The 23,729-nt window shown below is 35.0% G+C and carries 21 protein-coding genes and 3 pseudogenes; 11 read left to right on the forward strand and 13 right to left on the reverse strand.

Annotated features, from left to right (window positions below):
- Window positions 1-128: 128 nt before the first annotated feature.
- Window positions 129-1,415, reverse strand: a pseudogene (locus tag AAGD89_RS06245) (IS4 family transposase).
- 89 nt (window positions 1,416-1,504) lie between these two features.
- On the opposite strand from AAGD89_RS06245, the gene AAGD89_RS06250 reads away from it, so the two are divergent.
- The 7 genes and pseudogenes from AAGD89_RS06250 to AAGD89_RS07350 all read left to right on the forward strand — a co-directional run.
- Window positions 1,505-1,735: a hypothetical protein gene (locus AAGD89_RS06250; protein WP_341808178.1), complete on the forward strand. Its 231-nt coding sequence runs from the start codon at window positions 1,505-1,507 to the stop codon at window positions 1,733-1,735.
- A 41-nt stretch (window positions 1,736-1,776) separates the two neighbouring features.
- Entirely contained in the window at window positions 1,777-2,439 is a 663-nt protein-coding gene (locus tag AAGD89_RS06255; RefSeq protein WP_341808179.1) for a hypothetical protein, read from the forward strand.
- A 475-nt stretch (window positions 2,440-2,914) separates the two neighbouring features.
- The gene (locus AAGD89_RS06260; protein ID WP_341808180.1) at window positions 2,915-3,613 is read left to right on the forward strand and encodes a hypothetical protein; all 699 of its coding nucleotides are present in this window, start codon (window positions 2,915-2,917) and stop codon (window positions 3,611-3,613) included.
- A gap of 63 nt (window positions 3,614-3,676) precedes the next feature.
- Window positions 3,677-4,888 carry a bifunctional 2-C-methyl-D-erythritol 4-phosphate cytidylyltransferase/2-C-methyl-D-erythritol 2,4-cyclodiphosphate synthase gene (locus tag AAGD89_RS06265; protein WP_341808181.1) on the forward strand — a complete coding sequence of 404 codons (1,212 nt, stop codon included), beginning with the start codon at window positions 3,677-3,679 and terminating at the stop codon, window positions 4,886-4,888.
- 252 nt (window positions 4,889-5,140) lie between these two features.
- Window positions 5,141-5,413, forward strand: a complete 273-nt coding sequence (gene rpsO, locus AAGD89_RS06270; protein ID WP_341808182.1) for a 30S ribosomal protein S15 — start codon at window positions 5,141-5,143, stop codon at window positions 5,411-5,413.
- Between the two features lie 14 nt (window positions 5,414-5,427).
- Complete coding sequence (gene pnp, locus AAGD89_RS06275) at window positions 5,428-7,701, forward strand: polyribonucleotide nucleotidyltransferase (protein WP_341808183.1); 2,274 nt, start codon at window positions 5,428-5,430, stop codon at window positions 7,699-7,701.
- 244 nt (window positions 7,702-7,945) lie between these two features.
- Window positions 7,946-8,080: pseudogene (locus tag AAGD89_RS07350) on the forward strand (IS5/IS1182 family transposase); the annotation flags it as partial.
- Between the two features lie 177 nt (window positions 8,081-8,257).
- On the opposite strand, the pseudogene AAGD89_RS06285 reads toward AAGD89_RS07350, so the two are convergent.
- A pseudogene (locus AAGD89_RS06285) lies at window positions 8,258-9,110 on the reverse strand (IS630 family transposase).
- A gap of 457 nt (window positions 9,111-9,567) precedes the next feature.
- Here AAGD89_RS06285 and AAGD89_RS06290 point away from each other — a divergent pair.
- Window positions 9,568-10,341, forward strand: coding sequence for a hypothetical protein (locus AAGD89_RS06290; RefSeq protein WP_341808184.1), 774 nt, complete (start codon window positions 9,568-9,570; stop codon window positions 10,339-10,341).
- A gap of 353 nt (window positions 10,342-10,694) precedes the next feature.
- Here AAGD89_RS06290 and AAGD89_RS06295 read toward each other — a convergent pair whose 3' ends face one another.
- Entirely contained in the window at window positions 10,695-11,162 is a 468-nt protein-coding gene (locus AAGD89_RS06295; protein ID WP_341808185.1) for a hypothetical protein, read from the reverse strand.
- Window positions 11,149-11,580 carry a reverse transcriptase domain-containing protein gene (locus tag AAGD89_RS06300; RefSeq protein WP_341808186.1) on the reverse strand — a complete coding sequence of 144 codons (432 nt, stop codon included), beginning with the start codon at window positions 11,578-11,580 and terminating at the stop codon, window positions 11,149-11,151. The genes AAGD89_RS06295 and AAGD89_RS06300 overlap by 14 nt, the downstream gene beginning before the upstream one ends.
- Window positions 11,581-11,617: 37 nt before the next feature.
- Here AAGD89_RS06300 and AAGD89_RS06305 point away from each other — a divergent pair, with 37 nt between their 5' ends.
- Complete coding sequence (locus AAGD89_RS06305; RefSeq protein ID WP_341808187.1) at window positions 11,618-12,451, forward strand: transposase family protein; 834 nt, start codon at window positions 11,618-11,620, stop codon at window positions 12,449-12,451.
- Window positions 12,452-12,657: 206 nt separating this feature from the next.
- Here AAGD89_RS06305 and AAGD89_RS06310 read toward each other — a convergent pair whose 3' ends face one another.
- Together AAGD89_RS06310 and ftsY are read right to left on the reverse strand one after the other, a co-directional pair.
- A complete protein-coding gene (locus AAGD89_RS06310) occupies window positions 12,658-14,001 on the reverse strand; it encodes a phosphomannomutase/phosphoglucomutase (RefSeq protein WP_341808188.1) in 1,344 nt (447 codons plus the stop codon).
- 87 nt (window positions 14,002-14,088) lie between these two features.
- The gene (ftsY, locus tag AAGD89_RS06315; protein ID WP_341808940.1) at window positions 14,089-15,006 is read right to left on the reverse strand and encodes a signal recognition particle-docking protein FtsY; all 918 of its coding nucleotides are present in this window, start codon (window positions 15,004-15,006) and stop codon (window positions 14,089-14,091) included.
- A 139-nt stretch (window positions 15,007-15,145) separates the two neighbouring features.
- Between ftsY and AAGD89_RS06320 the strand changes: the two genes are divergently transcribed.
- Together AAGD89_RS06320 and AAGD89_RS07355 are read left to right on the forward strand one after the other, a co-directional pair.
- Window positions 15,146-15,616 (forward strand): hypothetical protein, encoded by a 471-nt coding sequence (locus AAGD89_RS06320; protein WP_341808189.1) that lies wholly within the window; start codon window positions 15,146-15,148, stop codon window positions 15,614-15,616.
- Window positions 15,613-15,777 (forward strand): P44/Msp2 family outer membrane protein, encoded by a 165-nt coding sequence (locus tag AAGD89_RS07355; protein ID WP_410541849.1) that lies wholly within the window; start codon window positions 15,613-15,615, stop codon window positions 15,775-15,777. The genes AAGD89_RS06320 and AAGD89_RS07355 overlap by 4 nt, the downstream gene beginning before the upstream one ends.
- Window positions 15,778-16,360: 583 nt before the next feature.
- On the opposite strand, the gene AAGD89_RS06325 is transcribed toward AAGD89_RS07355, so the two are convergent.
- The 7 genes from AAGD89_RS06325 to atpG all read right to left on the reverse strand — a co-directional run bounded on the left by AAGD89_RS06325 (window position 16,361) and on the right by atpG (window position 23,673).
- Window positions 16,361-17,242 carry a hypothetical protein gene (locus AAGD89_RS06325; protein WP_341808190.1) on the reverse strand — a complete coding sequence of 294 codons (882 nt, stop codon included), beginning with the start codon at window positions 17,240-17,242 and terminating at the stop codon, window positions 16,361-16,363.
- Window positions 17,243-17,472: 230 nt separating this feature from the next.
- A complete protein-coding gene (locus tag AAGD89_RS06330; RefSeq protein ID WP_341808191.1) occupies window positions 17,473-18,378 on the reverse strand; it encodes a hypothetical protein in 906 nt (301 codons plus the stop codon).
- Between the two features lie 153 nt (window positions 18,379-18,531).
- Window positions 18,532-19,602 (reverse strand): DNA replication/repair protein RecF, encoded by a 1,071-nt coding sequence (recF, locus tag AAGD89_RS06335; RefSeq protein WP_341808192.1) that lies wholly within the window; start codon window positions 19,600-19,602, stop codon window positions 18,532-18,534.
- Between the two features lie 139 nt (window positions 19,603-19,741).
- Window positions 19,742-20,977, reverse strand: a complete 1,236-nt coding sequence (locus AAGD89_RS06340; protein ID WP_341808193.1) for a DEAD/DEAH box helicase — start codon at window positions 20,975-20,977, stop codon at window positions 19,742-19,744.
- A gap of 35 nt (window positions 20,978-21,012) precedes the next feature.
- Window positions 21,013-21,282 (reverse strand): cold-shock protein, encoded by a 270-nt coding sequence (locus AAGD89_RS06345; protein ID WP_341808194.1) that lies wholly within the window; start codon window positions 21,280-21,282, stop codon window positions 21,013-21,015.
- A 174-nt stretch (window positions 21,283-21,456) separates the two neighbouring features.
- Window positions 21,457-22,791 carry a TldD/PmbA family protein gene (locus tag AAGD89_RS06350; RefSeq protein WP_341808195.1) on the reverse strand — a complete coding sequence of 445 codons (1,335 nt, stop codon included), beginning with the start codon at window positions 22,789-22,791 and terminating at the stop codon, window positions 21,457-21,459.
- 18 nt (window positions 22,792-22,809) lie between these two features.
- Window positions 22,810-23,673: an ATP synthase F1 subunit gamma gene (gene atpG / locus AAGD89_RS06355; protein WP_341808196.1), complete on the reverse strand. Its 864-nt coding sequence runs from the start codon at window positions 23,671-23,673 to the stop codon at window positions 22,810-22,812.
- Window positions 23,674-23,729 lie beyond the last annotated feature (56 nt).

Here is a 23,729-nt window from a genome sequence, read left to right on the forward strand (position 1 = left end):
AACTTTAAAGTAGATAAACTCTTAGATGTAAATTAGTTAAGAAATAGCTTATTTAAAAGTCATTTTACAGAAGATTTGACAAAAGTTGCTCCAGGAATACTGTCTTTCAGAAATGAGTAGGGTAGTATTCAAAATACGTGTTTTCTAGCCCTTTTTTGGTAATTGAGTGAACGAACATCAGATATCTTATGAAGATCAACTTTCCTCCCCTTCCTTACAACTAAAGTGTTTGTTAAAAATAACTTAGATAATTGCTCCATAACGCAATCCATGTCCGATTCTGTAGAAAAAATATCGAAAGCTAAGTTTTTAATTGCATTAAATGAAACAGATTTATTAATGCTTTTTTCAAGCTTACTATCAGCTAGGTCTGCATTCAATGCCTCTTCTACATCTTCTGTCATAATACTTTCTAGGTTGCTAATAAAAATGGTTGACCAAAAATCCTGCTTAATAGTTTCAACACTTTTACCTGTAAAATTCTCTAAGCCTAACCTTCCTTTGAGTTTAGAAAAAAATGTTTCTATTCCCCAACGTAAGTAGTATAACTCTTCAAATTCCTCAACCTTAAATTGCTGCTCATCTAATAATGATGTAATTAGCACTTCAATTTCACCAGAGGAAAGTATGATTTTAACTAGCCTAAATTCCATTTCATCAGGTAATCCTAGCTTTCTTAGCTGCCTTGCCACTTTAATAGGTGCAGTAGCTACTGCTATTGTACTAGAGGGACTGCCCGGCTTAAACATATCGTTTACTTCACTAAAAGATGAACTTGGACAACGAATTACATAATTAATTTTCCTTTCCGTAAGCTCGGCAATAAATCGATAAGATACATACCCTCTATCACAGATTAGTAAGTCATCTGAACTGAGGCTTTCAAGCATATCGGTTGCTAAATCAACTTCATAACTGTCACCTCTACTTAACACCGATTTTATTGCAATATTATTTAGCACATCATAACAAGCTTCAAAGGTTGCACTTGTATAATCTTCAAACCTCTGAACTCCATTCCATACTGCTCTTAAGCCAAACTACTCTATTACCTCATCACTTTTTGGTAGAATTAATATAGAAGCATCAAATGCAAGTACCCTGAAACCATGGTGAGTTTTAAACTCCTGATCCTGGTAATATAGGGAAACTACATCATCATTAAGTTCTGAAAATGCAGTATACTTTAGCTTCTGTCTTACTTGGGTAAAAGCACTTGCAGTAACTGTATAATCTCTCATCGTGTACAGAATAAATTCATTGAGCATCACTTGTAATGATTTCACACTTTTTCTGAAAATCAAAATGAATACATCAATAAAAGGCAATTTTCTTTTTCGTAGAAAGTCTTTTGGTGATACTTTGTGATCATTTATAAAGTTTAAACTTATCAATTTATTTTTTATGAATTCGATTATTGTTTTTTTTACTCATATTATTTTTCCTTTAAGTTTAGGAATTTTACTTGATTTATTAATATAGTCCATCCTTTTCTCTTAACTTAATGGCAGTGATCACATCTCTCCTCAGCCAGAAGAGCAGAGAGTACAACAAAGACCTGGTAAAGCAGAAGAGAAATCTGCTCCAGAAGATAATCAATCAGATTGGAACTATAATGATTTTGGCACTCCTGGTGTCGTTGCACAAGCTGCTAGTGATATTGCCAGTGATGTTTGGACTGGCATATCTAATTGGTGGTCAGGTAGTAATAGCCAAGAAGAAAGATCTGAAGTAAAAGTAGAGAGTAAAGTGCAGCCTTCCAGTGGTTCATCCTCGTTGCGAGGTTTAGCGGGAGTGAGTAGAGAAGATGGAATGCAATCTGATCAGCCAATGCCATCTCAAAGCTTAGCAAGATCAAGAAGATCAGAACCATCGGAAGAAAAGCAAGAGCAAATAATACTGAAAGATACAATTTTAAAAGTACAAAAAAGTTATTATCAGGATTCGGAAGGAAAACACAAAGCAAATGTGGCCATAGATTATTACGACGTAAAAGCTTTGTATGATAAGGCAGAGGGAGACGACAAAGGTTCTGTTTTAAAGTTTTGGAACAAACTGCATACGTCAGAGTATAAGGTCGGTGATTTACCGGAAGACAAATACTACTTTAAAGATGGTAAATTTGTAATCCATGATAATGATGCAAAGAAGCTTATAGTGTTACCTGAAGATAAAATCTCTATCAAGATAATGAAGCTCGGGAATGACTATGATCTGGTTATAACTAATGAGAATGGTAGAGTGATAAGCAATGTTAGCAGAGTAGATAATTTAAGCTATGAATTACTATCAGATACAAGCGGTTTTAGCTTAGAAACGCTGGACACTATACAACTGTCTGATCCACATAGTGAATATGAATCTTACCTAATCAGTGGGCTAGGAGGAAAAATGTTTGATTGTCCAAGTTACCATACTCATGATCATGACGTAATCTAATAAGCAAATTATATAGCTAACATAGATAAAGTTTGCCGAATGCTGTGATTTATTCGCGGCATCTTGGCGTAGATCTCGCTAACAAGCAGCGGGATGACGGTGTTATTAATCGGTACTGAAGTTAGCTCTACATGTCTAACCCGAACTATGGATTAGAAAGTACTATAATATCACAACAAAGGGAAAAGCCTGTTTAAGATTTTTAGATATTGCAGTATAAATTTTAAGATATTTAAATTCTTTTTACCTTTTGATTAAGGTAAGCAAAACTTCTTCTTTGTATTTTTAGCTCATTTCAGTTACATTATTTTACGAATTTTATATAGGTAGTAGATGTGCTAAATATTAATTCTAAAGCTATTTTATTTTCCATAATTGTAATTGCTCTTGGATTTGCATTGCTATCATGTCATAATCGCAATAGTAGTGTAAAACGTCAATTGAAGAATATGACCTGTCTTTAGGCGATATTACAGTGAAGCTTTTTATTAAAAGCACTGATATCAGTGGAATTAACTTTATTAATGTACACCAAAATGAAATTACTTCAAAAGAAGCTGGTGAGTATATTATTCAAAAATTTGGTGGTAGAATGCTATATATTAGTCATGGAGACGGTACTTCACGTAATGTAAGGTTTAACTTAAACGATGGAAAATATGAATTTGACCCTAATCGCATATTTGATGATGTAGGTGCAGAAAGTAGTTTAAGAGAATTTGGTGACTTTTCCGAAGATGCTTTAAAAGCAGTTAGAGATTTTGCAGAAAAAATTCTAAACTTTTCACTCCATGGTCAAAATCATGTTATTGCTCTGCATAACAATCGCGACTCTTTCAGCTATTCATTTGAAAGCTATTTTTTTCCACCGCTTTCTAATAATGTAAAGAAAACTTATCCAGAAGTCCGCCCAAAAATAAGAACGGGCGATTTTCTTTATACAACCGTTGAAGACTGGTTTAACTCTCTAAAGGAAAAAAAAGTTTTTAATGTAATATTACAGGATAATGAAAAAGACCAAGATGATGGCTCATTATCTGTTTATGCTGGCAAAAATAATATTTCATATTGTAATGTGGAGGCAGAGTACGCTGATTTAGATCAGCAAATTAATATGTTATCTGCTTTGCATGGCATTTTATTTCCAGACAATTTAACCGATTCAGGAATTTAGCCTAAAATAGACTTCTTTGCAGATTGTTATTGCAATAGACATAAATGCTATAGATTCAAAGTGATGAATATACCTAACATTAAGCTTAAGAAATACAAGATAGCAGTAGTAATAGTTGCAGCGGGAGTAGGAAGTAGGTGCAGCACCAGAATCCCTAAACAGTACATAAAACTAGCAGGCAAATCTGTTTTATTTCATACAGTGAAAAAATTTCTAGCTAATCAATATATAGACTATATAAGAGTAGTGATTAATAAAGAACACGAAAATTTTTATAAAGAAGCGATCTCATCAATCATAGATACTAAATTATTTAGTTCAGTGTATGGAGGAAAAAGCAGGCAAGCTTCTGTTAAATTGGGGCTTGAAAGCTTACAAACAGTTAACCCTGAGTTTGTAATAATACACGATGCCTGCAGGCCTTTTATATCAAATAATCTAATAGATAGGCTAGTTGAATTCGTGGTTAATAATCAACATATAGGAGTAGTGCCAGCAATAGAACTTGCAGATACTGTATCAGTAGTAGATAATAATTTTATTAAATCTACGACTTCAAGAGAAAAACTTAAAGCTATACAAACTCCTCAAATTTTTAATTTCAAAGAATTATTATCATGTCACAAATCACTCAAAGAATTCACTGATGATTCATCACTGTTGGTAGAGCACAAAAAGCACGTTGCAATTATTCAAGGTGAGAAAAGCAATTTTAAGCTAACTAGGGAAGAGGATATCAATATGGCAAAGCTTATTTTTGAAGAACCAAAATTTCGTGTTGGAACTGGATATGATATACACAGATTTATTAAAGCTCGAGATAACGTTAAATGTTTTATAAAAATTTGCGGTATAGAAATTGAACATAATATGGCAATAGAAGCACATTCAGATGGCGATGTTGGAATACATGCAATCGTTGATGCAATACTCGGAGCTCTTGGATGTGGTGATATAGGAGAGCATTTTCCTCCTAATTCACTAGAATGGAAGGATTGCAATTCGCTTCATTTTCTTGACTTTGCTGCTAAAAAAGCAAGAGAGAAAGGATATAGTATATCCAATTTAGATGTGACCATAGTTTGCGAAAGACCAAAAATATCATCTTATAAAGTAGAAATGAAAAAAGTTCTGTCAAAGATATTAGAAATTGATGATGAGTTTGTAAACATTAAGGCAACTACTACAGAAAAATTAGGCTCGATTGGAAGAATGGAAGGGATAGCAGCACATGCTTCTGTATCATTGCATCTGGCGACTCCACTGCATAATTAATTTTCATGAAAACAGGTATTATTATTTCCATTGAATAGGCTTTTAAATCAATGTTCAAAGTTGAAATTTCTGCGGAAGAAGCCAGGAAAATCAGAGACGGTCAGGAAATTACATTAAATGACTTGTGTAGTTTAAAGAATTATGATATTTGTTATGTGATAGTGGGTAATGTACCTATTGCAATCTGTAATTTTATTTATGGTTCTGTGAAACCTATTCGTGTTTTTAATATTTGCTATTATGAGGTTTTAGATGTCGATAACATCCGAAAAGAAAAAGAGCTTAATTGGTTTATATGCAATTAAAGAAGATGATACAGGTTCATCTTTTGTACAATGTGCAATTTTAACTGAGAGGATTAGTAACTTAACTGAGCATTTCAAAGTACATAAGCATGACCACAACTCAAAGCGCGGTTTACTTATATTGATAGGTAGAAGACGCAAACACTTAAATTATATAAAGCGTAAATTTGGTAATGAAGCCTACCAGGAATTAATAGAGAAGTTAGGCATTAGAAAATAATTGAGGAATTCAATATGTTTAAAATTATAAAAAAATCTATAGAGTGGGGTGGTCGTCCCTTATCTTTAGAGACAGGAAAAATAGCACGTCAAGCTCACGGTTCAGTAGTTGTAAATTATGGTGGTACTTCTATTCTAGTAACCGTTGTAAGAAAAAAGAAGGAAGAAAACATTGATTTCTTACCTTTATATGTACAATTTATTGCAAAAAGTTATGCTACAGGTAAAATCCCTGGTGGCTTTTTTAAAAGAGAAGGGAAGCCTTCTGATAGAGAAACTTTAATTTCAAGGCTAATAGATAGAAGCATAAGGCCATTATTTCCAGAAGGGTTTCATGATGAAGTAAGTGTAGTATGTAACTTATTAACTTATGATATGGTAAATGCTCCAGAGGTGCCTGCGTTAGTTGGTACTATTGCAGCTCTTGCAATTTCTAGTGTTCCTTTTCAGTCTATTATAGCAGGAGTTATGGTTGGCTATGATGAGAACAATAACTATATACTCAACCCTTCTGTTCAAGAAATGAGAACAAGCAGCTTAGATTTATTTTTATCTGGTGATAAGCATTCAATTTTAATGGTTGAATCAGAAGTAAAAGAGCTTTCTGAGGAAAATGTTCTCAGCGCAATAAAATTCGGTCACGAGCACCTTCAACCTGTTATTAAGCTTATAAAAGAGTTTGCTGATACAGTTGGAAATAAACCTGAAAGTTTCGTTCCTGTTGATGATTCAGACATAACAAAGGAGCTTAAGAAATATAGTAAAGATTTTGAAAAAGCATATTCACACACAGTAAAACAAGACCGAGTTCAAGCTTTGGAAGCGATTAGAAATAACATAGTGAATGCTATGAAAGAAGCTGGTAAAAATGAGCATCTGATTGCACATGCAGTAAAAGACTTTGAAAGGTCTTTAGTGCGTGAAAGAATTAGTAAAGATGGTGTAAGAATAGATGGTCGTAAACACGATGAGATACGCCAGATAGAAGTTGAAGTTAATGTTTTATCTAAAGCTCATGGTTCTGCTTTATTTACTCGTGGCAACACTCAAGCATTAGTTGTTACTGCTCTTGGTACTACACAAGATGAACAAATTGTTGATGATATTGAAGGAGATAGACGCGAGCATTTTATGTTACATTATAATTTCCCTTCATTTGCCGTTGGAGAAACTTCTGCTTCACGTGGACCGGGAAGAAGAGAAATTGGTCATGGTAAACTTGCTTGGAAAGCAATTCATCCTGTTTTGCCAGATAAATCTGAGTTTCCTTATACAATTAGAGCAGTATCTGAAATACTTGAGTCTGATGGTTCTTCATCCATGGCAACTGTTTGTGGAACATCGCTTGCGCTAATGGATACAGGCGTGCCGATAAAAGCTCCAGTTGCTGGAATTGCTATGGGTCTTATCAAAGAGAAAGACGAATATGTGGTGCTTTCTGATATACTAGGTGATGAAGATTACCTTGGTGATATGGATTTTAAAGTTGCAGGAACTAGTGAAGGGATTACAGCACTGCAAATGGATATGAAAATTTCTGGCATAAGTTTTGAAATTGTTGAGAAATCCTTGGAACAGGCAAAAGCTGGTAGATTACATATTTTGGCAAAAATGAATGCAGTAATTTCAGAACACAGTGATGACGTAAAAGAGCATGCACCAAGAATGTTATCGTTTTATATAGATAAAGACAAGATTTCTGCTGCTATAGGTGCTAAAGGGAAAAATATACGTAGTGTATGTGAAAGAAGTAATGCGAAGATTGAAATAGGAGATGATGGAAAAGTTTCTGTTTTTGCTATGAGTAGCACTGAAGCTGAAATCGCAAAAAATATGATGATTGATTCAGTAACTGAGCTAGAGCAAGGTTCTATAGTTGACGCTAAAGTTGCCAATATAGAGAAATCTATTGTAGAGCTTGAGTTGCTCAATGGAAGAAGAGGGAAAATGCATATAAGTGAAGTAGCTAATGAGCATATAGAATCTATAGATAGTATACTAAAAAAAGGTGATATTTTTAAGGCGCTAATTATTGATTTTGAAAAGGGTGGATGTCCAAAATTGTCAAGACGTCGTGTTGATCAAGTAACAGGAGAGTTCTTTGAAGGTGAACTTTATAATGAAGAAAGAAAAGATGGAGCAAATGATAGGAATAACTATCACAATAGCTCATTCAACAGCAAACCTGGAGGAAATAATCACAAGAAGCCCCCACGTCCTCGTTCTGGTTTAAGTAACAGAAGCAGGCCAAAATTTGGCAATGATGATTCATCGTCAAGTTTCTATTAAGAGTTTCTTTTGAAACTCTTTCCTACGTTCAGTCAGCAATATAATGTGCTATTCCTGTCTCCAAAAGTGCTGCAATTTTTTCCTTTGACTCAGAAACTCCACCACTTCCCCTGCGAAAAGTAGCAAAACAGATAAAAAACACTAAAAAGTGTATAAAATGAAAATTTTAGAAGAGTAAAATGGCAGTAAGTTACGAAAAAGTTTCAAAAACCCAGTATATTTTCAGGCAATTAACGGGTCTGACACCATTACAAAAGACAGAACGCTGACTCCAGAGGAGGATTTAAAAATTTTAGCAGACGTTACGGAGCAGCCTATGCAGCGGCCGAAAGACAACAAAAAATGTAAGAGAAGCTACTCAGGAAAAAAAGAAAACAACCACCACTAGATAGTATAAAATATGCTGACTCACACCTACCGCAATTTTCAGAAAAAATATAACATGAGATTTAATATTATTGCTGGAATTGTGAATTTGCGGCATAGTTTTTAATAATTTTTGAGCTGGGGATTTTTTACCAGATTTTATAGCCCTTCTCATAATAATCCAAATGGCTCATAAAAAGGCAGAATCGACAGCTTGACGGAAAGATTTAAAGAGAGGGATATTTTTCCTTGCTCTATTTTTAATAGGAAACCATTGGTGCTCAATTTCATTAAAATCAGGAGAATACGCAGGAAGATAAAGAATTTCAGCACCAACTCCTTTGGCAAGCTCACTCATTTTCTTGGACTTATGGAAACTCGCATTATCTAAAATTACCGTCTGCCCAGGCTATAAAATTGGAGTTAAAAATTGCTCAAACCAGGCGTTAAAAAGCTCTGTATTGCAGTATCCTTCAACAGTCAATGGAGCCACTATTTTTCTCTTGCTTAGTGCTGCAAACATGCTAATTCGCTGACTTTTTGACCCAAATTTAAGAGCATGAAATCTTTCTCCTTTTTTGCAATATCCATACTCATAATCCTCCGTGTTGTCTATTCCAGATTTGTCAATATATACGAGATTATCAGGAGCTTACGTTGCTATAATCTTCAAAAATTCAGCTCGTTTTTCTTCATTTCTTTCTTTATATCCATAGGTCTTTTTTTTCTTGTAAATCCAATGTTTTTGAGAGCACGATGAATCGTTTGGCGACTGATATTGCCCCAAAGTTCAGCTATTTCCGATTGAGTCATGTTTTTTCGCAAATTCAGCAAAAGCATTCCAGTCCGTAATTTTGTGATTATAATCTACACTTCCCAGCTTTTTCGATGCAAAATCTCCCGTCTCCTTCTTCCTCACCTGCCATTCATACAAAGTTGTTTCTCCTATCTTAAATCTTTTTGCCACAACTTCTCTGCTTTCGCCTTGCGTCCAGAGCTTCCATTGCTTTTTTCCTTAAATCATAACTATATGCTGCTGGCATTCAATACTCCTCATATCCTGAATCCTTATCTTACACTATTTGGACTATTAGGAGAAGGGGTATACCATGGATTTTCAGTAAAAGCCGCCACTGGCAGCCACTTCGGACCATATACTATATTGCTTCCATGAGTACTCTTAATTTCTTTTCGTTTTTGCTATGTATGCCTTTTTCGCTTTTAAAGAATTCTAAAATTTGCTTCCTATTGTTTTCTTTTATCCATGGTAATTTTTGTTTGTGCTAATTCAGTAAATTACCGCTTTTTCCTTCTCTTTTTAAATTTTGTCCACAGAACTAGATGTTTGTACAGTTGTGGATTTATTCGCGGTATTTCAGCCGCTAATAAGTAGCGGGATGATGGTGTGATTAATCGGTACTGAATTAGCTATATAATGCTTTTCTTTAAGGTGTTTTTGTAATAAAATAATAAAGAGATTAACGCTTAATTAACTATTTTATGCTAGGTAGCGCAAAAGGAAACCCAACGACACTTTCGCAGGTAGTCCGCGATGCTTATAGATATGATGCTAGAAGATGGGTCTGTGTATTAACCGGTTTAACAACTCTACTATGCAAAATTTCACTACAATTTTGCTGCGAATTTATTGATAACAATAGATCAAATATCATTCTGACACGGAATATTGCTCGATTTCTAAAGCTGCCAACATCTATTCTATATATTGCCCATTCTGCATTTACCTTGCAAAGCCTGATAGAAAATTATAAGGATCCTAAAAAAAGACAATTAGCGAAAATTATAGGTAAATCGGCTAACTTGGCAAATAGCATCATAGAAGTATTAATGCTATTAAAAATTATCCATTTTTTTGCTGGCTATAATTCGAATGTGTTAGGTCATTTTGGATTGGCGTCAACAGTTCTATTTTTGTTTATCTCAGAACCTATAAGCTATTATTACACATGGAAAAAGTACTTGGACAATAAGGATCCAAATAAATCTTCTGAGTGTAGGAAAGATCTTATGATTAGCACATTAACTTTTTCATTAGGTTTACTGAACTTTATATTAAAGAGAGTAGAGATTGCAACAATACCAATGGACCTAGGTAATGGCGTAATCTATAATTTCAATTTAAGTATAACAATTGGCATAATGTATAGTGCTGTATTTCTTATACTTAATGTTGAGAAGCTTTTTAATGGCGCTGATTCTTCTTTTGAGCCTGAAGGTGCTCATCAGCACACAAATGGTCCTGTTCTGGAATAAATCAAGAATGAAAAGATTATATTTCCACAGTGAACGGACAATGGCGTTAACTTAAGACCTCCATTAGCAAACTCTCCTAAAAACATGATGACGTTTAGGCTTTTCCTTAACTTAACGCGCATGCATCTAAAGACCTGCTGCAAAAGGGATTACTACGTTTTTATAGTAATTGATTTTGAAAAAAATCTCATTTTAAAGCCACTTACAGAAGCAAAATATATAAATCTGGGTTCGGTAGAAGTTATAGTCCTATCCCCCTTTGTTGAGTTTTACTTCTATAACTCCCCCACAAGAACCGTGCTTACAGATTTCCCGCACACGGCTTCACAATAATAGCGTTCACGATATACCTCCTATGTATATAAAGAAAAATTTATTTTTGGCTTTGGTAGTGGATTGACTTGTGTGTAGTGCTCAAATTGTTCCCAACTCATGCTCTTTTTCTGGCTACGTCGGTTTATCCACTTAAATGCTAGTTTCATTACTGCCCAATTAAACTTATTGAGCCATCGATAATTTCCGCTAATCCCGAAGTAGTTATAGTGTCCTCTTAGTTTAGCTTTGAGTATTTGCCACCAGTCTTTGAGACAAATAAGATTTCGAATCGCTTTCAACCATTCTTTGATTTCTTTAATCTTTCTGGCTAGGCTTATTTTTGAAGTTTTCTGCTTCATCATAAGTCTACCATTTCGACTTCTCCCACAGTAATGTGTAAATCCAAGAAAATTAAAGCTTTCCGTTTTTCTTTTCTCTCTTATTGCCTGTTGCCATTCCTTCTTTCCAAACTTTACTATCCTTGTTTTGTTTTCAGATATTTCCAAACCAAATTTGGCTAGTCTTTGTTTCAATGACTCTAGAAAATTCTTTAGCGTCTTCCTCACTTTCACAGCACACCAGAAGGTCATCTGCGTACCTAACCAGCTCCATATATCCCCTAGATTCTAGTTTTACTTTCTTTTCAAACCATAAATCTAGTACATAGTGTAAGTATGTATTAGCTAATACCGGGCTTACTATTCCTCCTTGAGGTGCTCCTTGTGTGGTTGCTTCATAATGTCCAGCTTCGATGACTCCAGCCTTAAGGAACTGCTTCACTAACCACAGTAAATTTGGGTCAGCTATTCGTTCTCTCAAACATCTCATTAGCCATTTATGCTGAATATTATCGTAGAACTTCTTGATATCCACTTCTACAATAGAGACCCCCTGCAAAACAAGCAAAAAACAGATGAAAAACATTAAAAAGCGTATAAAATGAAAATTTTAGAAGAGTAAAATGGCAATAAGTTACGTGAAAATAGCAAGAACACCATATGTTTTTAGACAATTGACAGGGCTCACAACATCTGAATTTGAAAAAATTGTGGCAAAAGTGCGTCCAGAGTGGGAAAAAATGGAGGCGAAAAAGAAATGTCACGGAAGAAAATCGCATGTTGAGACTCTAGAAGACAGGATTTTATGTGTTCTAATTTATTACAGAACGTACATAACGCATCCATTTTTAGGGTTTTTGTTTAATTTGCACAACTCAAATATTTGCCGACTTTTGAAGAAAATGGAGCCATTATTGGCCAAAAAAATTACGATAAAAAAGGATAGAACGCTGACTCCAGAAAGGATTTTAAAAATTTTAGCAGACGTCACAGAGCAACCGATACAGCGGCCAAAAGACACAAAAAAACGTAAGAAAAGTTATTCCGGAAAGAAAAAAATGACCACAATAAAAACCGAAATTGTGATCGAGGGAAATGGGCAAATTTTGTCGATTTCAAAGTCACATCGAGGTCGAATGCATGATTTTCGCATAAGAAAACAGGAAAAATTGTTGGCCAAAGATAGCATAAAATATGCCGATTCTGGCTATCAAGGTTGGCAAAAACTGCAGAAAAACGTTGTGATTCCGTACAAAAAATACCGTAAAAAGCCATTAACGGAGGAGCAAAAGGAGCATAATCGAAAGTTGGCATCGTTCAGGATGCGTGTGGAAAATAAAATTCGCGAGATAAAAATTTTTAAGATTATGTCAAATGTTTACAGAGATTTTCAGAAGAAATATAACATGAGATTCAATATTATTGCGGGTATTGTGAATTTGCGGCATGGTTTTTAATAATTTTTGGGCTGGGGATTTCTTACCAGATTTTATCAGCAACTTGCTTCACGTTGTTTCGCAGGGGGGCTACTTTTTATTATCACCAAAATTTAATCCGGGAAAGCTTTTTTTGGTTAGCTATAGGTATATGAGGAAGAGCAGTATTGATTTAAGGGAAAAAGCGGTGTCTTTGGTTGAAAACAGCTATGCAAATGTCTAATAGCCTAATTTAAAGACTTTGCCTCATTAATGTAATAGAATAAAACCTTTTTAATGAGCTCAAATCCTTCTGGTGTGTCCCCCTCACACCTTGCTGTAATACAGTTTTGCGTATTTGATGCTCTTAATAACCACCAATCTTTATAATTATCAGAGATTACCTTAACTCCATCAAGGTCTGAAAACACGATGTTTTGCTTCTCCAATGTTTTCTTTATTGTTTCGATTATTTGAAATTTTTTCTCTTCCTTTACTACAATCTTGATCTCATGGGTAATATATACTTTCGGTAAATCCTCAATAACTTGAAACATGCTCTGTTGTCCTTCAAGTAAAATGTTAACAGCTTTAACAGCAGAATATAATCCGTCGTCAAAACCCAATTCAGAAAAGAAGAAGTGCCCGCTTAATTCACCAGCAAATTTTGCATCTTCTTCTACCATTTTTTTCTTAATTAGTGAATGTCCAGTAGCACACGTGATAACTTGGCCCCCTAATTTGCTAACAAAATCATGCACTTTCATACTCATTTTTACGTTGGCAATGACTTTGCTTTTCGGATATTCTTCTAATGTTTTACGCGCAAAAATCATAAATAAGTGATCATTGGAAACAATATTACCCTTGTTATCAATAAGGCGTATTCTATCGCTATCACCATCCAGCGCAATGCCAAGATCACATTCAAACTCTTTCACAATGCCAATTAATTGAGTAAGGTTTTTTTCTTCTATGGGGTCTGGATCATGTAGTGGAAACGCACCATCTATGGAGTTGTTAGTTACTATATGTGTATGACCTGGCAAGATCTTTTCAATATATCTTATAATGCCACTTGCTGGACTATTGCCACAATCCCATGCTATTTTTAATTTTCGTTCAGTGTTATTTTTTAATGCACTTTTTAATATGCTGATATATTGGCTATATATATTTGTATTAACTATGCTGCCAATTTTTGTACTCTCTTTAATTGAGCTACTTATCACTTCTTTTATTTCTTGATCTGAAAAAATCTTTTTGCTGCTAGAAAACTTAAAGCCATTGTATTCACTGGGATTATGGGAGGCAGTTATTATAATACCAAGATCGGCCTGCATAATTTGTGTTGCAGCGTAGAGCATAGGAGAGGAACAGAGTCCAATACGTATAACATTTGCTCCGGATAAAGTTAAGCCACTAATTAGCTCTCTTTCTATACTTGGTGAAGTTATTCTGCTGTCATAACCAACGCAAACACTAGCTGCGGTTTGTCCAAACTTTCTTCCTATCTCATACCCATCACTGATCTGTAAATCTCTTCCTACCACACCTCTAATATCGTATTTTCTTATAATAGCATTGTCCATGATATGCTTCTTAAGGAACGTCTATTGTATAATATATAGTACAAATGCTCAATTTAATTCACGCTTTTCATGATAGAGTTTCTCTCATTAATTATAATCATTCAATAACGCTTCAGCAAATTCCTTACCAGTAAACACTCTTAAATCTTCTATACTTTCACCAATTCCTATGGCGTGTAACTTTACCTTGTATTCCTGCGCTAACCCAACTACTACTCCACCTTTGGCAGTGCCATCTAGCTTTGTTATTATTAACCCTGTAACATTTACCATTTTACTAAATGCCTCTAATTGGCTATACGCATTTTGGCCTGTAGTTGCATCAAGAACTAAAATCACATTGTGAGGAGCAGTGTTGTCTAATTTTTTTATAATTCTATATATTTTTGATAATTCTTCCATAAGGTTCACGTTATTCTGCAGCCTTCCTGCTGTGTCGATCAGAACAACATCAATATTATCTTTTATAGCCTGGCTTACAGCTTTATATGCTACACTTGCAGAATCGCTACCGTGCTCTCCTGTCACAATAGAACAACCAGATCGCTCAGCCCAAACATTCAACTGCTCGTTAGCAGCAGCTCTAAATGTATCGCATGCAACAAGCATAACGGATTTTCCCGCCTTTGTGTATTGATATGCAAGCTTGCCTATAGTTGTGGTTTTACCATTACCATTTACTCCGCATACCATTATTATATGGGGCTTTTTGTCTAAAATTAGTGGCTCAGCAACTGGGTTCAATATCGCTTCTATTTCGTTCATCAATTGCTTTTTGATAATATCGTGCTCAACTTCCTTTTCAAATTTAGTACTTGCCAGCCTATCAATAATTAATCTAGAAGTTTTATGGCCTATATCCATGCTGATTAGCAATTCTTCTAACTCATTCAAAAGCAGCTGATCTAATTTTTTTTTAGTAGAAAAAATACTTTTCACTCCCCCGCTAAAGCGAGAAGAAGTTTTTAACAAGCCTTTATAAAGGTTATTGAATAAACTCAAGATAACACTCCTTTTAGGTCATAAGTTTAATAATTACAATATAGAAAATACTGATTATAAAGTAAAAGGAATTATGTTTTCGATATATAGATATTTTTAATTAATTAATATTAGATTAGCTAATTTGAATAGGAGCATAGTAATGATCAATAAGAAGAAATTAGCAATGGCAGCGTTTGCTTTGTTATTGTCGCACCAATCTTTTGGGTACGAAAAGCCAAAACGTTATATTAGTGCAAGTACTTATGGCCAGTTTTTTTATAATGCTGGTACACTGAAAATAAAAACACCTGCAGGTGCTACTAATGCTAAGGTAAATGATATGAATGATAAACAGACAGCTGAGCAAGAATTGAGTAAATATAAGCCGAGTTATCATACACCATTTCCTGCAAGTATAGCATTCGGTTACGCTGGACAAATTAAAGATCACAATTATAGAGCTGAGTTAGAATTCGCTCATTTTCAAGTAAAAGCGAACAATATTGGCCTAAATAATGATTTGATTTTTATAAAATATAGTGAATCTAAAAGTAATTATATGATTCCATTAAGTCACGATGAAGTCGAAAATACCTCTGCCACGATGAAGTCGAAAATACCTCTGCAATGATTAACTTTTACCATGACTGGAAAAATGACCGTTTTTCTTTCTCACCTTATGTCGGAGCCGGAGTTGGGCTAAGCAGAATTAAGATGTTTGATAGCCCATCAATCAGACCTGCATATCAACTAAAAGCTGGACTGAACTTTCCACGTTACCGAAGATACTGACGTGCGTGTTGGATATAGACACTTTGACACTATTGATATTGAAACGAAATTTACAAAAGCGATAGGAATAGATAACCTAGTAGACCAAAACACGGTTATAGCCAACAGCTTTTTTGGTGCGCATGGCATAGGGGTTGGTCTCACTGTTCATTTTGGTAGCAAAGCCTAAGTAACATTGCCCTTTTAATAAAAACAAGCTATATAGGATTTACCGATTAATAAGACCGTCATCCCGCGGCATGTTAGCGGGATCTACGCTGAGATACCGCGAATAAATCCACAACTGTACGAACGTTGCATCTTCAAAGGCAAAAGTACAGAAGATGTTGTCATCCCAGTGTCACGCTACTCGGATGACAAGAGGAGGGCTACTTAGATGATACCGTTAGTTGACGTTTAACACTTGTCCTGTCGCTTTACGGGATGTTCGTACAGTTGTGTAACAAATAGCGGGATCTATGGTTGTGCTATAGCTAGCGTAAGTAAGGTTTCTGGGCGTCATACCGTGATTTATTCACGGTATCTCAAGTAGATCCCGCGAACACGCCGCGGGATGACGGTGTTGTTAATCGGTAAATCTTACCTATCCTAGAAACTGATCGGGGGAGTACTCGCCCAACATGTTTTCATTGCCAGCACTGCTAATATCTAGTCCTTGTCCTTGTAAGAGACTTGTAAATTCACGAGACATTGTAGTTGTGTGACCTGTTATTATGGTTAGTCCAGTTTCTAACTTACCGAGAGCTCCACCTAATGTGTCCTCAGAATCTGCTAGATCAAGTTTATCTGTCTTATCCTGAATACCCTTTAGAGCTTGACCTAGACCACCACTAGTATCTGCTGGATTCAGTGCATTTAAGCGCTCTGTAAGATTAGCAGGTATTAGATTTCCTACTTTAGTATCTAGCTCTGATAGTTTCTGAGCTTTAGCTAACTCACTGAGAGCTTTACCTAATGTGCCCTGAGCATTAGCATCTGCTAGATTCAGTGCATCTAAGCGAGCTGTAAGATCAGCAGGTATTAGATTTGTTTGAGTTTTTATTGCATCCACTTTACCATCTAGTGTTGTTAATGTAGCCTCATGTGCTAGCCCTGTAAACATAGGTGCTAAAGGAGAACTTCCTACATTAGCGTTTACTGTGCCAACAGTAGTTTCTATTGTACCTACTTTAGTATTTATTGTACCAACATTAGCGTTTATTGTTCCTACATTAGTATTTATTGCATTTATTGCACCTAACAAACCATTAACTCCACCTACAGACATAAATTGTGTTGCCAAAGCACTATAATCAACTTCTACACCACTACTAGGTTCATATTTAAAAGTATTAAATACATCACTACCATCTACACCAAAAGTATATTTATTACTTGATGCGTCCTCATAAATTATAACTTTAGTATCACCCAGACCTGTTGCACTATCTATTCCATTTTGTTTTTTAAAACTAAAACCCGGCATATTACTCTCCGTTAATTATCAAAACAACATCGTGCATAAAAATTGTATAGTTTCTGTTAATGTTAAATGTTGCATTACGATAAGCACACAACCGTCATCCCGCTACTTGTTAACGGGATCTATGCTGAGATATCGCGAATAAATCGCGGTATAACGCCCAGAAATTTACGTATTTCAGCCATAACTGCCAATAAGCGAAAACCCGCTAAAAATCTACTGTTACACAGCGATCAGGTTCTCTCAACACTTGGTGGCACTTGACTTTTTCTTTCTCTTTGTGTTAATACATCTGCACTTTGCGTTCCTTTGACCTCTTTTCCAGCAATAAAGTTTTTACCACCTTCTTGATTATTTGTTAGAGATGATTGTTGTAAATCTTTCTGTGCTACTTCTACACCATCCTCAGGTTTTGCTGCTTGCACTAATGGTGCTGCTGCTTTTTCTACCTGTCTTTTTACTTCAGTTGACATATTTGTAGGGCTACCATCAACTGAATGAGATATCTCACCTGGGGCACCTGGAGCGCCTGGTCCATTTTGTCCACTTCTTCCTAGTTTTTCTTCTGTAACGCCTCGCCCTGCTACCTGCTCTTTTCCTGCAACGCTCTGTGCTGTTTCCTGCTCTTGCTCAGAGCCTCTCACCTTATTAACTGCCCACTTTTCCATATCTAATGCTTTCTTTCCTGACCAACTTAGTGCATCGTAACAAGCATCTAATATCTTCTCCGTCCCTTGAATAATCTTACCATTTGACATTATATCAATAGCTACAAAAATTCCAGCAATCACAGCACCAATTGGACCTCCAAGCATAAAGCCAGCTGCAATAGCACCAGCTCTATATAATGCTTTCTTTACAAGACCTGGTGGTTGTGTAGTTTCTTTTTTGCTTTCCTCTTTGCTTTCATTATTATTGGATTTATGATTCTCATCACCAGGTTTGGGAGTAGAATCAGTCCTATTTTTTTTCCTATAATGACCATATGCTAAGATTCCAACAACTGCGCCAATAATAGGACCAATAATTGGTATAAAAAAAGCTGCAATTGTTAGCCCTATTCTCCATGGTGTATATTTTCGTATTGTACTTCCTAAACCAGGTTTTTTATTTTCTTTTACATCTTGACTTTCAGCCATTTTTAATCCTCATTATCATTAACATATTAACCATGGTAAAAGCAAAATATTAATGATCGATTAATAATGGTGATTATTTTAATAAATTATATTAAAAAATAAAAATCTAGAATTAAATATCTCGTTCTGTTTCTTGTTTGGTATATCTATGAATCACAAATCAAAAAATTTAAAAGAAGCTCTGTAATCGTTAAAGTTGTTTTGATTTACATCAGTTATCCAAGTTTGACATTGCACATTTAGCACTTCTTCGATTAATGCTTTTCTATAATGCTTATCCAAATGAGACATTATATCATCAAGCAGAAGAAGTGGTGCTTTATTGTGATGAATACACCTTGCTTTCACACTCGATAAAATAATAGAAAGCAGTAACAGCTTTTGCTCTCCAGTAGAACACAAGTTTATTGGCATGTCTCTTTGTTGACAGAACACCTGAAAATTATCATTATGTACACCAAAATTTACTCTACCAGTTAATGAGTCTTTTTGTCTATTTTCCTTGAAACGATTCTGAGAATATTCTATGGTATCATTCGAATTTAGCTGGCTGCTGAACCTTAAGAGCGCCTTAGGAAAAAACTCAGTGGAGTGATTGTCGATTGTATCTTGTAACATCTTTAGAACAGACAATCGCATATGTACAATATTAACCGCATTAACAGCCATTACATTTTCAAGACTAGAGAGCCAATTTTCGTCTAAAATGTTTTCCTTGAGCAGTTTGCTCCTTTCATGCTTAGCTTTTCTATATTTCATGTAGCAGCAAGTGTAATTTTCTTCAAATAGCGAAGCTATACGATCTAAAAACTTCAGCCTATCACTTGGAGAATTAAGAAGTATTTGATCCATTTGTGGGATCAACCATATTACATTAGATATTTTATATATAGAAGAATGATTTGGCTGCGTTTTGCCATCAATCTGAATCAACTTCTTGTTAAAGCTCTTTGCAATGCCAATAGAACTAAAACCCATTCCGTTAAAAAAATCATAATGAACCGCCCAATCTTTATTGCTGAATCTATTTTGTATCTCACTGGCTTTTGCTTTTTTCATTCCATTGCTTTTAGCAAGCAGCGAGATTGCTTCAAGTATGTTAGTTTTTCCCACACCATTTTTGCCAACTATAACAGCAGAGCTATCGTCTGAGTTTAATTCAAAGTCTGAGTGGTTACGAAAATTATGTAATCTCAACTTTTTTATGTAGCAACGTGTAGTCATTATGATAAACTCAGGGCCTGTTCATTTTACTACACAATAAACTTCTGTACACTCCCAGAGATACTGCATAAGTGTTGAAAGTTATAACAAGAATGTGACAGAAATAGTAAAGTTATTAAAATAAGGATGGTTAAGGGCATTAATAAGCTTTTTCTAATACTCGGCTTTTCTTTTTGAAAGTATTGACCTTTTTCCTACCATATTTAACATTTAATGCGCCTGGTCTTTTAAAAACCTTTTTGCCTTTGCTATTGTGTTTTTTAAACGGTACTTTACTATCAAAATTCAGCTCTCCTTCCTTTTCCTCTAACGCAGGCAATTTTCTCTTATCCTGTGGTGTAACAAAAGATAATGCAAATCCTTCAGCTCCAGCACGCGCGGTCCTTCCTATACGGTGAATATAATCAGCTTGCGATTGTGGTACGTCATAATTGACAACATGCTGAATATGCGGAATATCAAGACCACGAGAAGCTACATCCGTTGCAACCATGATTTGGTTGCGACCACGACGAAAAGAATTAATGACCCTTTCGCGTTTTTGCTGCCTTAAATCACCATGAATCGCTAAAGCACTATAATCGTCTTTGCATAGCTTGCTAGCTAGTTGATCTGCTCCTTGCTTTGTTTTTACAAAAATAATGATTGATCCTTCACGCTGGCATAACTGTCCCAGGAGTTTCTCATATTTTCCGAGTTCTGACACATAAATAACTTCCTGCTTTATTTTTACAGAAGTTGTAACCTGACAATCAACAGAAACACGTTCTGGTTGATCAAGATATTTCTCAGCAAGCTTGACTATATCTCCGGGAAGAGTTGCAGAAAACATAAGAGTTTGCCTTATTTTTGGCAAATGTTTCATAATTTCTTCAATCTGAACTCCAAAGCCCATATCAAACATACGATCCGTTTCATCAAGTACAAGAGTACTAATATTGCGAACGGATAGAGTTTTGCGTTTAATATGATCAATAATACGACCTGGTGTACCTACTATAATTTTAGGTCTTACATTAAGCTGCTTTATTTGTTCAAAGATAGGCGCTCCACCAATTAACAAAGCAAGCTTAAAAATTGAACCTTTGGGTAGAAGCTTTTCTTCTATTTCCCTTTTTACTTGACCTGCAAGCTCTCTGGTAGGCACGATAACTAAAGCTAACCCAGCATTAGATTCATCCAGTAATTTTGCAACCAGTGGAATAGCAAACGCTAGAGTTTTCCCTGTTCCAGTCTGTGCAGACCCAAGAATATCCTTACCTTGCAAAGCTAAAGGAATTGCCTGCATCTGAATCGGAGTTGGAACGGAAAGGTTGTTTTTATCTAGCGCTTGCTTAAGCGAGACTGGGAGGCCCATCTCATGAAAATTACTCACAATATGTTAACTATATTAAAAAGTTTCATAATAGATTAACCTGCATCTGCTGTGATTATTTTTAAATTTATTGCAGACTTTTTGTCTTCTCCGTTTCTACCGCGCTCCTCTTTAAGCTCGTAACTGACTCTTTCTCCTTTTATTCCTTTTTCCTTATTCTCTCCTCTAAGGTCCCCAGGTCTTATTCCTGAACGCTCTAGCTCGCTGATATGCACAAAAATGTCCACTCCTTTACTTTTACCTTCTGGTGTGATAAAACCATAGCCTTTTTCAGGATTAAACCACTTTACATTACCATATTCCATTTAAACTACTCCTAAATTATTAACTAATATTATTAATGTGATGAAAAACTTTGAAATTACGATTGAGAATGTCTTAAGTCTAGCTCTTGAAACTAAACTCTTATACTCCATAGTCTATTCTTAACATTATAGATTTATAATACACAGTTATTGATCTTGACGCAACTAAATTTTTTAATTACTAAGCGAACCAGCAACTGTCATTTCATTAACTTTAATTGTTGGTGAATTAAATTGCCCACAAAATGTGAGATCATCTGCAAGAACTAAGTCGCTAAACATGTAGTTTAAGTTGCTAGCAATTGTAATTTCATGCACTGGGTAGGTTATTTTTCCATTTTCTATAAAAAATCCTGATGCTCCTTGGCTATAATCACCATTAATTAAATTGACACCAAAGCCAAATAAATCTGTTACATATATTCCTTCTTTTATTTCCTGAATCAATTCATCGAATGATATACTGCCATTTTCAATGTAGAAATTACTGGCCGCAGGAGTAACCGCAGCATTGCTTGCACGAGTTGCATTGCCAGTTGTTTTTAAGTTTAATTTTTTAGCTGAATATAGGTCTAAAATCCAGTTCTGTAGTATTCCATTTTTTACAAATATATTTTCTTTACTGGTTATACCCTCTCCGTCAAACGGCTTTGATGCTATGCCCCTTGAGAGCAGTGGATCATCAATAATGTTAATTCTATCGCTAAAGATCTGAGTATTTAAACTATTCCGTAAGAAAGAGCTATTGCTTGCAATACTATTGCCATTTATAGCAGAAGCAAAGCTTTTTACTAGCGCCTTTGCTGCCCTTTTTTCAAAAATAACCGGAAATTTACCGGTTTTTATTGTACGTGAATTTAGCTGTTCAATTGCTCTTTTTGCCGCTTCTTTCCCCATTAACTCTGGTGACTTTAAATCGTTAAAATTACATGCTACATCGTAGTCATAGCCAACCTTCATTTCGTTTTCTTTTCCAGCAACAACAGAGACCTGGTTAGCAAAAGTCGATTTACTGAATGAGCCTACAAAACCAGAAACAGTGGATAATACTGTATTTACTAAGGCATATGAAGAAGATGCTCCTTCAGAATTAGTGATATTTTCATGCGAAAGAGCGGAATTTTCTGCAGCTTCAGCAATTTCTTTTAGATTATCAATAGTTACAACATTATGATCCAAAATATTTAAATCTGCAGAAGAGATATGGCTACCAATCTCTACAGCAAAATTAATATAAGGGTCCTCTGGAGCATTTTTTGCCATTTCTACTACTTGACTCACCGTATCGCTAAGGTTATTTAGGTCGTTAGTGGAAATATATGCAACTTTATTTCTATCTTCTATAGCTCTGATTCCTACAGTGCAATTTTTAGATTGCGATATTTGCTCTATCTTTGATAGACGCTGAGAAACTGAGATTTTATTAGTTTCATATATAGTTACCTCCGCATCAAGATTTTGCTTTTTTATTAGCTTAGTGATATCTGCTGCAATATTTAGTATATTCATTTTTTATTCCTTGAGTTTCTATAAAGACTCTGCACCACCTATTACTTCAATCAAATCAGTTGTAATTGCTGCTTGACGAGAGCGATTATAAAGTAGTGCTAATTTGTTCAACATTTCTTTAGTGTTTCTATTGGCTGATTCCATAGCCACCATTCTAGCACTATGCTCACTTGTTGCACTTTCAAGCAAAGAAGAGTAAAGAGCAACTGCAACATAATCTTGAATCAAAGATTTTAAAATGAACTCAATATTTTGCGGCTCATACTCATAGTTGTAATCCGTTGTTGCACTAATCAAAGAGCTATCAATTAAAGACGACTCGTTACCCCATGGCTTTATTGTTTCCATCATTGGTTTTTGCGTAAAAGTATTATAAAACTTGCTATAAAAAACTTTAACCTTACTGTATTTGCTCAAGTCTATATCACTAATTAAATTACCTACATCTTTTAGCGTAATTCCCTTGCTATTATCAGTTTTTAAAATATTTTTAGAATCAAATCTATTTTTACCCATATCAAAGGCTTTTTTACCAAGAAATACGATATCTACTTTTTCACCATTTCTGATTAATTTATTTTGACTAAATTTGATAACAGAAGAGTTGAAATTGCCGCATAAGCCACGATCAGACGCTATAATAAATGCTAAGCAAGAAGCTTCGCTACTGACATTTAAAATTTTCGCTAGTAATTCCTCATCAGCAATCAGCATCAATAAGGAAATAATGCCACGGAGCTTAGATATATATAACTTTGAATTTGATAGCTTTTTTTGACTTTGTAATAATTTTGCTGCAGAAACCATCTGCATTATTTTCGTGATCTTCTGTGAAGATTTAATAGTCTTAATTCTTAAGGATAATTCCTTTAAGCTCTTCATTATTTTTAGTAAAACTCTAATTTATTAAAATCTATAATTGTTTTCACCTAAAGGCA

It is taken from the genome of Wolbachia endosymbiont (group E) of Neria commutata (assembly GCF_964026735.1).
GTDB lineage: Bacteria > Pseudomonadota > Alphaproteobacteria > Rickettsiales > Anaplasmataceae > Wolbachia.